Annotated in this window: 13 protein-coding genes; 9 read left to right on the forward strand and 4 right to left on the reverse strand. The window is 49.5% G+C overall.

Annotated elements, in window-relative coordinates; translation table 11 throughout:
- Window positions 1-16 precede the first annotated feature (16 nt).
- The 6 genes from LGL98_RS25715 (at window position 17) to LGL98_RS25740 (ending at window position 6,551) form a co-directional block, all read left to right on the forward strand.
- The gene (locus LGL98_RS25715) at window positions 17-658 is read left to right on the forward strand and encodes a TerD family protein (RefSeq protein ID WP_004026586.1); all 642 of its coding nucleotides are present in this window, start codon (window positions 17-19) and stop codon (window positions 656-658) included.
- A complete protein-coding gene (locus LGL98_RS25720) occupies window positions 659-1,297 on the forward strand; it encodes a vWA domain-containing protein (RefSeq protein WP_004026585.1) in 639 nt (212 codons plus the stop codon). It abuts the gene before it with no gap.
- 92 nt (window positions 1,298-1,389) lie between these two features.
- On the forward strand, window positions 1,390-2,430 hold the full coding sequence (locus tag LGL98_RS25725; protein ID WP_004026583.1) for a TerY-C metal binding domain-containing protein: 1,041 nt from the start codon (window positions 1,390-1,392) through the stop codon (window positions 2,428-2,430).
- On the forward strand, window positions 2,430-4,163 hold the full coding sequence (locus LGL98_RS25730; RefSeq protein ID WP_226651935.1) for a PP2C family serine/threonine-protein phosphatase: 1,734 nt from the start codon (window positions 2,430-2,432) through the stop codon (window positions 4,161-4,163). The genes LGL98_RS25725 and LGL98_RS25730 overlap by 1 nt, the downstream gene beginning before the upstream one ends.
- A gap of 27 nt (window positions 4,164-4,190) precedes the next feature.
- On the forward strand, window positions 4,191-5,690 hold the full coding sequence (locus LGL98_RS25735) for a helix-hairpin-helix domain-containing protein (RefSeq protein ID WP_004196935.1): 1,500 nt from the start codon (window positions 4,191-4,193) through the stop codon (window positions 5,688-5,690).
- Between the two features lie 378 nt (window positions 5,691-6,068).
- Window positions 6,069-6,551 (forward strand): hypothetical protein, encoded by a 483-nt coding sequence (locus LGL98_RS25740; protein ID WP_004196929.1) that lies wholly within the window; start codon window positions 6,069-6,071, stop codon window positions 6,549-6,551.
- Window positions 6,552-6,826: 275 nt separating this feature from the next.
- Here the strand turns inward: LGL98_RS25740 and LGL98_RS25745 are convergent, their stop codons facing one another.
- From LGL98_RS25745 to LGL98_RS25755, 3 genes are all read right to left on the reverse strand, one after another.
- Entirely contained in the window at window positions 6,827-7,231 is a 405-nt protein-coding gene (locus tag LGL98_RS25745; protein WP_038992151.1) for a DUF2251 domain-containing protein, read from the reverse strand.
- Window positions 7,232-7,778: 547 nt separating this feature from the next.
- Window positions 7,779-8,057: a type II toxin-antitoxin system TacA family antitoxin gene (locus LGL98_RS25750; protein WP_049007085.1), complete on the reverse strand. Its 279-nt coding sequence runs from the start codon at window positions 8,055-8,057 to the stop codon at window positions 7,779-7,781.
- 93 nt (window positions 8,058-8,150) lie between these two features.
- On the reverse strand, window positions 8,151-8,363 hold the full coding sequence (locus LGL98_RS25755; protein WP_226651936.1) for a hypothetical protein: 213 nt from the start codon (window positions 8,361-8,363) through the stop codon (window positions 8,151-8,153).
- A 975-nt stretch (window positions 8,364-9,338) separates the two neighbouring features.
- On the opposite strand from LGL98_RS25755, the gene LGL98_RS25760 reads away from it, so the two are divergent.
- Window positions 9,339-9,653 (forward strand): hypothetical protein, encoded by a 315-nt coding sequence (locus LGL98_RS25760; RefSeq protein ID WP_023288299.1) that lies wholly within the window; start codon window positions 9,339-9,341, stop codon window positions 9,651-9,653.
- Window positions 9,654-9,896: 243 nt separating this feature from the next.
- Here the strand turns inward: LGL98_RS25760 and LGL98_RS25765 are convergent, their stop codons facing one another.
- Window positions 9,897-10,379, reverse strand: coding sequence for a hypothetical protein (locus LGL98_RS25765; RefSeq protein ID WP_004210306.1), 483 nt, complete (start codon window positions 10,377-10,379; stop codon window positions 9,897-9,899).
- 1,217 nt (window positions 10,380-11,596) lie between these two features.
- On the opposite strand from LGL98_RS25765, the gene LGL98_RS25770 reads away from it, so the two are divergent.
- Together LGL98_RS25770 and LGL98_RS25775 are read left to right on the forward strand one after the other, a co-directional pair.
- Complete coding sequence (locus tag LGL98_RS25770) at window positions 11,597-12,481, forward strand: RepB family plasmid replication initiator protein (RefSeq protein WP_004186900.1); 885 nt, start codon at window positions 11,597-11,599, stop codon at window positions 12,479-12,481.
- Between the two features lie 160 nt (window positions 12,482-12,641).
- Window positions 12,642-13,184: a hypothetical protein gene (locus LGL98_RS25775; protein WP_158649448.1), complete on the forward strand. Its 543-nt coding sequence runs from the start codon at window positions 12,642-12,644 to the stop codon at window positions 13,182-13,184.
- Window positions 13,185-13,675 lie beyond the last annotated feature (491 nt).

Raw genomic sequence — 13,675 nt, forward strand, 5'->3', positions numbered from 1 at the left:
CTTAAGAGAGGATCCTATGACTGTCAGCTTACGGAAAGGGCAAGGCGTCAGCCTGCGTAAAAATGAGTTCGATCTTTCCTCAGTCACGATAGGTCTTGGCTGGGACATCAATGAAGAGAAAAAAGGGTTCCTGGGCGGAATTTTTGGCAAAAAAGAGGAAGAGTATGACCTCGATGTTATTGCCTTTCTCTGCAACGCAGCCGGTAAAGTGACTGACCTTGGCAATGTTGAAAATGGTAAGCCGACACTGGTTAACGGCGATATCGTCTTCTTCAACAGTCTTCGCCATAAATCAGGGCAGATCTGGTTGACCGGCGATAACCGGACAGGTGCCGGTGACGGAGACGATGAGCAAATTATCGTAAAACTAAACAGCATCGATCCGAAGTACGAAAAAATTGTCTTTATTGTTCAGATCTACAACGGCGAAAAATTACAGCAGCACTTTGGAAAAGTGCAAAATGCATTTATCCGGGCGGTAGACGGAAAAAATGTGGAAATGGCACGCTTTGACCTCTCCGGCGGTGTAGCCTTTAATGGTCAGCGATCGATGGTCTTTGCTGAGCTTGTCCGGGAATCCAGTGGCTGGAAACTGAATGCGATAGGCGAGCCTTCCACCTCCGATTCGTTCGTAAGCCATCTGAGGAACTATATCTAAATGCGAAGACTACCCGTATATCTGCTCATCGATACTTCCGGCTCAATGAGAGGAGAATCGATACATTCAGTGAATGTGGGTGTGCAGGCTATGCTGAGTGCCCTGAGACAGGACCCTTATGCGCTTGAAAGCGTCCATATCTCAATAATTACATACGATAATGAAGCCCGGGAGTATGTTCCCCTCACTGCCCTGGCTGACTTTCAGTTTTCTGATATAGAAGTACCAAGTGCGGGCGGCACCTTTACCGGCGCGGCGCTTGAATGTCTGATCCAGTGTGTCGACCGGGATATTCGCCGCTCTGATGGTGAACAGAAAGGCGACTGGAGACCGCTGGTGTTTCTGATGACAGATGGTACTCCGTCAGATGCCTGGGCTTATGGGGAAGCTGTTAAAGAGGTTCAGCGGCGTTCGTTTGGCTCCATTATAGCCTGTGCTGTTGGCCCTAAAGCGGGACACGAACATCTGAAACTACTGACTGACAAAGTTGTGGCTCTTGAAACACTGGATTCGACCGCATTTTCAGGCTTTTTCAAATGGGTCAGTGCCAGCGTGGCTTCAGGAAGCTCCAGTGCCGGAGTCACTACTGATTCGGACACACTTCCACCACCACCACCCGAAATCCAGCTTGTTCTGTAACTTACGCCGGTATGGCAGGGATTAACCCTGCCGTATACCGATAAAGTCCATCTCTGCTATGGACGTCACATTTTGCTATGAGGGAGTTTCCTGTGAGACGACTTCCCGTTTTTTTTGTTCTGGACTGTTCTGAGTCCATGATTGGTGAAAACCTGAAAAGGATGAATGATGGCTTGCAGAAGATTGTGAGCGATCTGCGTAAGGACCCTCATGCTCTGGAGACTGTCTGGGTGTCAGTAATTGCCTTTGCCGGTATTGCCAGAACGATTGTCCCGTTACATGACATTGTGTCTTTTTATCCCCCTCGCCTTCCTGTTGGTGGAGGAACTAACCTCGCGACTGCCTTACGGGAACTGACAACACAAATAGATTCTCAGGTCCGAAAAACGACGCTGGAAGAAAAAGGTGACTGGAAGCCAGTTGTCTACTTACTTACTGACGGCCGACCGACAGATGACATTTCAGCTGAGGTTAAGCGCTGGAACGAATTTTACGCAAAAAAAGTGAATATGATTGCTGTGGGGATCGGACCATCAGTTGATCTCAGTGTACTCAGGCAACTGACTGAAAACGTCTTATCGTTTACCGAAAATCAGGAAGGCGATTTTTCGCGGTTTATCCAGTGGATCACAGCTTCAGTCACAGCTCACAGTCGTAGTGTTGGCGAGGATTCTCAGCCGCCCCTGAAACAAACTGACTATATCGTCAAGCTTGCCAAAGATGACACAGCCCGTGCATACGATGAAAACTGTGTGGTATTAACCGGGCGTTGCAGTAAAACCCGTCGACCCTATCTGATTAAGTATGAGCGTCCGCCAGCCAGGGTATCGGGCCTCGCTTTCGATCTAAACCTTAACAGCTTCAACATTGCTGGTTGTTATCCTGTGGATGAAGATTACTTCTCATGGACGGATATGTCCGTAGCCGGGGCGCAGATAAACACCAGTGAACTCCATGGCGTACCAGGGTGCCCACACTGCGGAAACAGTAGTGCTTTTGCGATGTGTACCTGCGGAAAACTTCTCTGTATTGATGGGCCTGATGATGTGAACTGCCCATGGTGTGGGAAAGGTTTGTCCTTTCAGAGCGAGGGTGGAAATTCAGATTTTAACGTTAGCAGAGGACGCGGCTAATGAGCGAGTTCATTACACCTGAACATAAAATTATTGCTCTCATTCTGGAGGCATCAGGGGAACCGACTGATGCTGATAAAGTATACTGTCTTGGTAACATACCTGATGTTGCCCTTGCTGTGCGGCAGCTGAGAGAAACGGTCATTCAACACTGTGCAAGCGAAGCCATACCGGCGGAGAACACTCAAACAGTTTCAGAACGTCTAACCCAGCCCTTTTCTGACAATATCCTCCCACCTCAAAACTCTGGTGAAAGCGAAGCTGATCGACCTGAGATTGAACCCGTCCATGCCGCTACTGCACTTCAGGGAAATGATAAGCAGGAAGCGCATAGTGAAATGGTGGATGATACAGTGTCAGAAGGCGTTCAGGGACACACTGAAGAAGTTCCTGATGCAACCGGTGTCTTACAGACTGAGGCTTCCGTCACGGCGCAACCAGAAGACGTGAATAAAACCAGCCCGGTTGTTTCTGACAACCTTTCAGCTGACACCGCAGTCAGTGCTTTACGGCCCGGGGAAGTACCTCAGAGAGTGGAGAATAAAACATCCCCTGCCCCCGGAAAAGTGCCGGAGGTGTTTATCATGCTGCCAAATGCACGGGCAGGTGAACCCTACGATGTTCGACTGGAAATAGCGACCGATACAGGTGTTGAGGCAGAGATCACGGAGGTTAACTTCTCTCAGGACATAGGGCTGATATTTGATATCAATGAGCGACGCCTCCAGGGGACACCAGGGCAGAGCGGAGACTTTGAACTGACTGTGAAATGGTCATGCAGCTCACATCGTGATAATGAAAAAAAGTTACTTTTTGTCGTGAACCCTGATCCGAAAAGTCTCTGGAAAGTGATTGACCCGCCTTCTGATGCACCATTCTACAAGAAGAGTATCGACCACCAGAGTGTCTGTCGGTCAGGTATTCATATTGCCGGAGCAAGCCGTCGTGGACGCTCCCATGAACATGTAGGCTCTTTTCGTGACGACGATTATTACCTCAACTTCAGTGATGTATCCGGATGGAGTGTATTACTGGTAGCTGATGGCGCGGGGAGCGCTAAATATTCCCGGGAAGGTTCCCGTATCGTTTCTGAAACCGTTGGTAACTATCTCTTCAACCAGTTCAAGACTGAAAAAGGGCTTGAGATCAAAAACAGGGTCCTTCGCTGGAACAGTGAAGATCAGCGAGCAGTATGGGAGTTTATGAACCACCACTTCAGACAGGCAGCGGTACTGGCCGTAAACAATATCAGCAGTGCCGCAATTTTGGCTGAAGATAAAGTAAAGTCATTCTCAACAACTTTACTCGCGACCGTCACTTTTCGCGACGGTGCCGATCTGTTTGCCGCGTCTTTCTGGTTAGGTGACGGTGCGATAGCTGCATATGGACCTGCTGGCAAAGTCAGAGTGCTTGGGACACCGGATAGCGGAGAGTATGCAGGTCAGACGCGGTTTCTGGATGCCGATGCCGTCAGTGATGCCGGATTCAGTAAACGTATCAGTATCGGTAAGTGGAACGACATATCGCATCTGGTTCTGATGACTGATGGTGTTTCCGATCCCTGGTTTGAGACGGATAACGGGCTTCAGAATCCACAAAAATGGGACAGGCTGATGGCCGAGCTCTCTCCCCTACTCACAGACCCTGAACATGCCTCGGCACAACTGGTGGAGTGGCTTAACTTTTTCTCTCCGGGAAATCACGATGATCGCACAATCATTGTGCTCTGGTGAAATTAATGTGATAGCAGGTGGCTATTCATGGCAAATATAATTACATGCAAAACTAAGGATGGGAAAACCATTCAGTATGTCGATGAAGTCATCGGCTCTGGCTCAATGAAAGACGTTTATTTTTCTCCGGATAAATCATATGTCGTAGCCTTCTACCATAAACCTCAGAATGAACAGGCCCGGGAACGTATCAACATGATCACCGGGAGGTACCGGCAGAATATTTTTGAGCAGACGGGTGGAGATTACTGGAAAGGTCTCTTCTGCTGGCCCACTGATGTGGTTGAGCACGCTGATAAGGTGGGTATTGTTGTACCTGCTTACCAGCAGCATTTCTTCTTCCGATATGGTTCCAAAAACAATGATTTCCTCGGGATCAAAGGACGAGAAAAGGAAGGGAAATGGTTTGCCAGCGCGAACAATCAGAATAAATTTCTGGATCCGCGTGAACGTGGCAATACGCTTAACTATCTGAAGGTCTGCATCCTTCTAACGCGTGCAGTCAGACGAATGCATGCTGCGGGCCTGTGTCATAGTGACCTGAGTTATAAAAATGTGCTGATAGATCCGGAACTAGGCCACGCATGCATTATTGATGTTGATGGGCTGGTGGTTCCGGGAAAATATCCTCCAGACGTGGTTGGTACACCTGATTTTATTGCCCCGGAAGTGGTGAAGACAAGCCATCTCCCCAAAGACGATCCCCGCCGCGTATTGCCGAGTATCGCTACCGACCGGCATGCACTTTCGGTACTCATTTACATGTATCTTCTTTTCCGGCACCCGTTACGGGGAGGAAAAATTCACGATATCGATGATGAGGTCAGGGATGAGGCGCTTTCCATGGGAGAGCGGGCACTTTTTATCGAACACCCGACTGACAGAAGCAATGCAGTTAAAGTTAATCAGGTCTCATCGTTTTCGCTCCCGTGGGCAGATCCTCAGAAAATCCCGTACACCATTATGGGGCCCTACCTGAAACCTCTCTTCGACCGGGCTTTTATTGACGGGTTGCATGATCCGTCGAAGCGCCCGACAGCCGATGAATGGGAGAGCGCCCTGGTAAAAACCGTTGATCTCATCCAGCCATGCCAGAACAATGATTGTGACCAGAAATGGTACGTTTTCAATGGCAAGACCAAACCCGTTTGTCCCTATTGCGGTACACCCTACAAAGGCAAACTCCCCATCCTGAATCTGTATTCGTCGAGAAAAGCTGGCACTTTCAGGCCAGATGATCACCGGCTTATGGTGTGGAGCGGTCAGTCATTATATGCATGGCACGTCAACCGACTGATTGCTCCTAACGAACGAACCACCGATGAGCAGAAGAAAAGGGTTGGTTATTTCGTCTTCCATAATGACCAGTGGTGGCTGGTTAACGAGGGGCTTAGCGGGCTCATATCACTTCCCGATCGGAAAACGGTCGGCATTGGTGAAAAGTTGCTGCTGGAGGACAACACCCAGTTCATCCTTTCTTCAGAGGATGGTGGACGGCTGGTAGTGGTACAACTCGTGGTGAATTAACTGATATTCATCACCAGCAAAAGGTGGAGTGAGGTAAAACGTTATCAGGCGTTTTGGTATGTAAATCAGATAAGCCCTGCTGTACGAGCGGGGCTTATTCCAGGAGTATTTGTGGGGTAATGGATGTCTTTGTTGGTATGAAATTTAGCTTTACATTAACCCTGACCTGACATTGTTGCAGCGCAGAGCTCAACTTCACCTGACAGGCCACTCTGGGCCAGAAACGGAATTTTGGTGGTTGTCTGGCGAAAGATACCTCTGCAGAATGAGACAATCACCTTTAAACATGACCTTAATTTTAGCCATCACAGGCTACTGAACCCGGATCCGGTGAGTGCTCTTGCTCACATAAGAAAGAAGCATATAGAAGACCAGGCTATGCGTACTCATAAACTGAACAAGTCACGTAAACTATATCGCAGTGACAATACAACTACGCGGCATTATTCAATTAATCCGGGGGGGGAGTATCGCTGGGGGCGAAATCGTAAAAAAGCCGAAGACGAGCTGCTGGCAAAGCGCGAGACAATGCATGGCAGGCAAAAGAGAGGCCGTGACTATACCCCATTGTTTTACTTTCTCGTCAAACAGATTGGCCAACCGTGGGATAAGGTATTCAGCGAAGTATGTGGTCGTCTTGATACAACAGAGCCTGTTTTCTGGTTGGTCGCGCTGCATGAGCATCAGAAAAGAGATTTGGTACGTATCGGTGACAGCAGCTTTTATCCGGGCCTGTTTGTTGATGGAAATGGAATCTTACAACAGGTAAACCCTTCGATTACGGGAAAGGACGTTAAGGTAACTTGCCGTTGCTGTACCCACACCTATATGGGGGAACCAGTCCCAGGGAAGTATGAGTAACATCACCTGCTATCCTGCCCCGGACGAGCCTTCCATCAGCGCCGAGCAGTTTTCATACTTTGACCGGGAACAATAATGTCAGTGCATTGACTGCAGAGGTCTCGAATCCAAACTTTGTGTAAAACGCCACGACTTCGTCATTTAAGGCATGAAAGAGAAGCGGGCATTTGGATACCTGGTTTATCATTTGAAAGTCCATGAAATCGTCCGGTCTCTTCAGGGCGACATTTTCACTTTGGATAAAGAAAAGCGGCAGGCGTTAAGCCCACCGTAACTCACCGGAAAAAGTCATCCACCGAATCGCTCCATTCATGTCCGGACACAGACCAAACCTTGTTAATCGGGGGTGGGTATCCACTTCTGCAGTACCCATTTTTCCCCACGAAATCGAACACTGCATGCGGATATCCGTTGATAAGGAGCACGCACTTCTGACTGTCTTCAGACCAGCCGATTTTAACGTCTGAAGGAATGTGGGCGTCTGATATATCCTCGACATTGTAGATATGCACTGCATCAAGAATCGGGTTTCCTTCAAGGGACTCATCGAGCGCATAGAAATACCCGGTCCGGCCGTCGTCTTCAAATACGGCCGCCAGCATCCCCTCCGGTGCCAGGCTTTTTATCACCTGCTCTTCTCCCACAATGAGCTGAGCCTGTAGCGTCACTAAAATTGTCATACCGATGACTCTCCTTTCCCTGAATGTTTGGTAAGGCTACTTTCAAACTGGCAAGCAATCTACCATAACATCCCTGCGATGAATTCTCCCCTGACCTGCAGGCATTTTGTTGAAAAACGACTCCCGCTTAATCTGTGCAATCACCGTAGTTTCTGTTCTTCATTCAGTACTGAAGGACGTCCAACCCGCTTTCCGGCATCCCTCTTCCCTATACATGTCACTGTTTTCATAAAAGCCCGATCTACCCGGGAGGATAAGCACAGGAGCAGGAGTGGTCGATGGCAAGCCGTCCCAGGACAATGATCGGAATGACATCAGGTGCGTTGCGTCGGTATGTCCCAGGCACTGTCTTATGGCGGAAGCTACCCGAAGATAAACAATAATAACCGATGATCCGGTTCGTGTTTTCTGCGCAAACGGCATAGACACGGGAAATGCCGGTACTGTGGTTTCTGAGAGCCTTTGTCTTTAACCACTTATTAAGGGCAGGCACCTGGCAACAGAACATCAGCGATGTTATGTTCAGCCGTCAGGGATTCAGGCGCTCTCATTCCCATTGTGATTTGCGGTTCATCAGGTTATCGATTCGCGTCTTGCGCTCCGGCGTTATTGGGGCGTCAAGCTCCTCTATAAACGCCTTAAACTGGTTGTGATTGAGGAGAAACAGGCGTTGATCAAGCAGAATGTCCTGTGCTTCCCTGCAGGCGACCTCAAGCATAAAATCAGTCAGTGATTTTGAGACCAGGCTTGCGGCCATGTCGATCAGGTCACGCTGTGATTTTTTGGCTCGGATACTAATCGGAGCTTCACGAACGTCAGGTTTCATAGATACCCCATGTGTAGCAGATTTATATACAATTCAACTCTGTCACGCTTCGTCGGTTAGAAACACGAGCTGCATTGTACACTCATGCATCATTCAGGACTTATAAAGTTGTATCCAGCTGATAATGTCATCGAGTTGTTGGTTATCCAGTTGGCCGCAGTTTTCAAAAACAGCTTCAGCGACGTAGCCCAGCATTTTCTCGGTTGAAGAGCCTACACCAGCAACTCCACCCATACCCTGTCTGCCCTCATTTGTCAGTACTCTTCTGCCGCTGCAGGTAAGAAACTGCTTCGCTTCGATGTTCATTTATTATCTCCATAACAAAGTTGGTGTTAATTCTGTTAAAGCGTTCGCCCGTAAGGCCCGTTCCCCACTTTCGGTGACAAGCGTAAGAACAAGCCGCGTATCCACGGTATCAGCTCAGAGCTGTAACGAACAGCAGCCCCAGGGGAAATAGTCCAGTCAGAACCGGTACCTTAAACCGGATTGATGTCTACTGTATGCCATAAATGAGGGAAAACTGGCGATGGCCATTCTCCTGATTCTGATCGCCGGCAAGTGCTGCAGGCAGCAAAAGAGCATGCGTAAGACAACATACCCTTGAGGGTCCTGACCTTCAACGTGCCAGGCCCACCGCCCCCGCGCGGACGAAAAAAAGAGAAAAAATAAAAAAAAAGAAAAAAAGAATATGCCGAAAATGTGCACAGTCGCGACCCACGCAGAGCGTGGCACTCAGGAGCGGAGGCTTTGCAGGACTATAAGGCATGTTGTCTTACGTTTTGAGTGTGATAGTCCGATCCCACCAGCTTTCATGAATTGTCCCGCCGGGTGGACTGCTATAAAGTGCATACCAGCACTGCAGCCCCTGCCGGTGATGATGAATAATTCCGTCCGGCGAGTATTGAGCAAGACCTTCACTACGTATTAAAACCTGGAACTCCGGGATGACGATGCCTGAGGTGCTTTACCACCGGGAGTAAAAATTCGTTTATGGCGCCAGCAGCTGGTACCTGGCAGAGTTAAGTTCTTATCGCAAAGGATGATAAAAATGAGCCATGGCAAATGTGAGCCGACAAACACGAATGCCGCCGATTACAAGCTGTACGCGCGATTCGATGCTGGTGAAACGCTTGAAAGCGTTTTAGCCTCTCCACCGACCACGAAGCACAATAAAGTAACTTCTGAAGGAAACATCAGGACAGAACACAGAATGTGGATGGCGTGGAGAAAGAAGCATCCCAGACCACTCTGATTATCAGTGACGATTAATAAGGATAAAACATGCGAACGACAAGTATCACCCTGTGTCTGGTTTTGGCGAGTTTTGGTGTATCCGCTAAAATCCTTGCAGACCCAGACCTTACTTACCAGGCAAATAAAACGTGTGCTAAACGAGATGTACTGGAACTGAAAGTCCCTTTAGAAGCCAATAATCCCTCCTCCCCCACATGGGGTTTGGACAAGGGCATGGTGCAGGCCACAATTGACGCACTGAAAGAAAATCCAGACATCGCCCCGGCTGACTCTGTAGCCTGCCAACAGGCTGCAATAAAACAGTATCGGGCTGGGCAAAAACACTACAGTAAGCTCAGGTAGCTGCCGTGATGCCCACCAGCTGAAACCTGTGTGTGGTATAAAAAACCCCGTAGCGCTGGTGCAAAACAGACCAGCGCATTCCAGTTCTCAATCCCGTTCTGTGCTGTAGGCCCCTGTCGCATTCAGACCTGAATTACCGTGCAGGGAAACATGTCAGTAAGCCATCTGGATACAAAAACTGGTGGTATAGCCATTTTATCTTAATGCTAATGTATGCGTACATTAGCATTAAATTTATGTTATTTACCCTTCTCCCTTCCTGGATGCCTTAACCTGGGTCTGATAGTTGCGCTTTACCCGCTCAATTTCCGCCAGAGTTGCCGCCCAGTGCAGCCCTGCGGCGTGACGATATCTGGTTGCCATTTTTTCAACGGCCTCCGGAGTGCTGTCATCGCTGCGGTGCTGCCGTCCCTTCACCCCGAAAATTTCCACTATAAGCCACTGGCTACCGGTTCTGCCGAACAAGGCCTGACACAGCCGCCTCACGGCAAGCGGGGTCAGATCCGGGTCGGGATCATACGCGATGGTGGCAAAAATAAAACGCAGCATCTCTGAGGTTTTGTAGCGTTTTACCGCTGCCGCCAGCCGGGCAGCTCTTTGCGGCGCTTCCCAGCGGTCGTCGCTGTAACCTGCCACTTCAGAGAGATAGTCCTTCTCGAGTTGTTTAGCCGTGTAGCAACGTCCCCCCAAAAACATCCGCATAGCTTCTTTCGTTTCAGCTCTCACGAATCTTGTCCTCAGCCAAAGCTAATGTACGCATACATTAGCATTAGGTATCAGGTTAAACAAAAATCAGGAAACCGATCTGATTCAGTGCAGGTGGCCGTCTCTTTTGAATTATAGCTTTTGCGTTCTGGTATACAGGTTACCCCTCCCCCTCTTTTCCCGCTGGTCTACTGTAGTCGACACAAAAGACAGGAACCTCGGTATGTCCTGATAATGTTGTTTGAGTTTTAATCACGGAGCAGAGGGTATCGCATACAGTAGACACAACGCAGCCAGAATAACGCTCGATGCAAAATTTAGAGCATTGTCGCCTACAGTAGACATTCCTGGTATCGACACTGGTGCATCCCGTTCACGGACCATGGCAGAGCATCCAGTAGACACGGTATGGAAGGATGTCAGTCCTCACCTTTCCGTCTGTTTTGACTGTGTCGGAGACGACGGATGCGGTTATTGTTGATGCCTTTGGCCGTCAGGTGAATACCTGTCAGTCAGGTAACTCTGTCGTTACATTTGATGCCCGAAAATCATAATTACCACATATTAATCCGGGCATTCCGGAAAATTGTGCCTGCCTGAAGAGTATCAAACGATACCTGTCTCCCCTCCTCTGAATTATCTGCTCAGTCGAGAACCTTGACGCTCGGGTGATTCAGTTTCGGCAAATGGCAGCATGATAATGTCAGCCAACAGTGTGCTGGTGAATTTATTGTCGAGCCAGACGAATTCAGTTTGTCACTGCATACTGCATGCCGGGCAGAGGAGTGAACAAAGATCGAACCGAAACAGTTGCAGCGTCGTATGGAGAAAGAATGGGTTGGTTACAGGTGGTGCTTCGGCCTGTTTCAAACAGTGTCTGACCGGCTTCTGGTAAGTTTTCTCCCTTGCTGTCTGGTGATTCTGTCTTGCCGGGATTGTTGACTATTGATGATGATGTTTATCCACAGCTTAGAATAATAACAGAAGCTTAACTAAAGCTAAGAAAAGGACAAAAAAGACTAATAAAAGAATAACGTTTTAGTGAGGCCTTGAACTACGGGGCTCTCAGGCCATCTCTGTCAACGCTGGCGGGTATTCTATCATTGCTGGCGGGTGAACCATCATCGCCAGAGGGTATACCATCAACGCTAACGGGGCAATTATCATCGCCAGAGGGTAGATTTTATCAACGCCAGCGGGTAATCTGGTAAAAATATCCACATCCGGGATTTTATAAAATGGCCAATGATAACAATCAGTTAGCGCTAATCATCACTGAGCAAGATAAAAGTTCTGGTGAAGTTATACATTTGGTTCCTAACTCAAAACAGAGTATTCAACCTAAATCGCTACTGCGATTGGGGGTCTTTGTTCCGACAGTCAAGGATGGCAGCGACCCTATGGCACGAGGTCATGTCATCGATGCAACGACTGAGTTGTGTCGTCTTTCTTCTATCGCTGGAGAGGGGTACGAAAAGATTAGTATTTTTGGGCCCAGGCTTGATATGGATACGGATTTCAAAGTCTGGCTAGGGATCGTGGACACACTCGCCAACACATTTCTTGAGCCTGATGGGACTGTTAGGGTCAATTTTATTGATTTTGCTTTCAGTTGTGGGCTTGCTACAAAACGAGTTGATTCAAGGTTAAGGAAACGTTTTAGCGACTCACTGACACGGATCCAGCACACCCATTTCCAGTTCATCAAAAACTCAACAGTAGAAGGGAAAAAAGTAAAGATCGACATGAGCCTGGTGTCTACTTCTTACTATGATGAGGGAACCGATGAGGTCATTATCAGGCCAAATCCGGATTTGAATACTCTGTATCGTGTCGACGGGAAGACCCGACTTTACTTAAAAATATTGAAGACCCTGTCTCGAAAAGAATCAGCCCAGGCACTGTATCTTTATCTAGTTGAATTACCTGACCATTTTTATCGCATTGGATTCGACCGCTTAAGAGAACGGTTGCAGCTGACTTCACACAAAGGTGCTCAGAATGCGACGATAAAAAAAGCGTTAGAGCAACTGGATGAAGCTGGTTTTTTAAAATACACGATAGAAAAAAATCGTGGGGATTATGTACTGGTCATTCTTAGTCGAAACAAAAAAGTTACCTGAGTTATTTAGGTAAAATCAGTCATTTACATTACACACTGACTCCAGAGTGTAATTTTAAGAGTTCGGATTTTTAGCTAACGCAGCAAACCGAACCAGGTAATTACCCTCCAGGAATGAGGCTTTACACCAGCAGCGCCCTGTTTACCCGCCAGCGTTGAAGATGACCACCAGCAGCGACCACGCTTACCCGCCAGCGTTGAGGATGGTCACTGGTATCGCCCCTGTTTACCCGCCAGCGTTGACGGTGACCACCGACAGCGGCCACGCTTACCCGCCAGCGTTGAGGATGACTACCGGCAGCGGTCCCGTTTACCCGCCAGCGTTGAGGATGAGCACCGGCAGCGGTCCCGTTTACCCGCCAGCGTTGAGGATGAGCACCGGCAGCGGATCTGTTTACCCGCCAGCGTTGAGGATGAGCACCGGCAGCGGCCCCGCTTACCCGCCAGCGTTGAGGATAGCCACCGTCAGCGGCCCCGTTTACCCGCCAGCGTTGAGGATGAGCACCGTCAGCGGCCCCTTTTACCCGCCAGCGTTGAGGATGAGCACCGGCAGCGGCCCCGCTTACCCGCCAGCGTTGAGGATGAGCACCGGCAGCGGCCCCGCTTACCCGCCAGCGTTGAGGATAGCCACCGTCAGCGGCCACGTTTACCCGCCAGCGTTGAGGATAAGCACCACAGCGGTCCCGTTTACCCACCAGCGTTGAGGATGAGCACCTGCAGCGGCCCCGTTTGCCCGCCAGCGTTGAGGATGAGCACCTGCAGCAGCCCCGTTTGCCCGCCAGCGTTGATGATTAGCACCTGCAGCGGCCCCGCTTACCCGCCAGCGTTGAGGATGAGCACCGGCAGCGGCCCTGTTTGCCCGCCAGCGTTGAGGATGAGCACCGGTAGCGGATCCGTTCACCCGCCAGCGTTGAGGATAAGCACCGTCAGCGGTCACGTTTACCCGCCAGCGTTGAGGATAAGCACCGTCAGCGGTCACGTTTACCCGCCAGCGTTGAGGATGAGCGCCGTCAGTGGATCCGTTTACCCGCCAGCGTTGAGGATAAGCACCGTCAGCGGTCACGTTTACCCGCCAGCGTTGAGGATGAGCACCGGCAGCGGCCCTGTTTGCCCGCCAGCGTTGAGGATGAGCACCGGTAGCGGATCCGTTTACCCGCCAGCGTTGAGAATGATTCCCCTCCACCGACCCCGGTTA

Source organism: Klebsiella africana, from assembly GCF_020526085.1.
Lineage (GTDB): Bacteria > Pseudomonadota > Gammaproteobacteria > Enterobacterales > Enterobacteriaceae > Klebsiella > Klebsiella africana.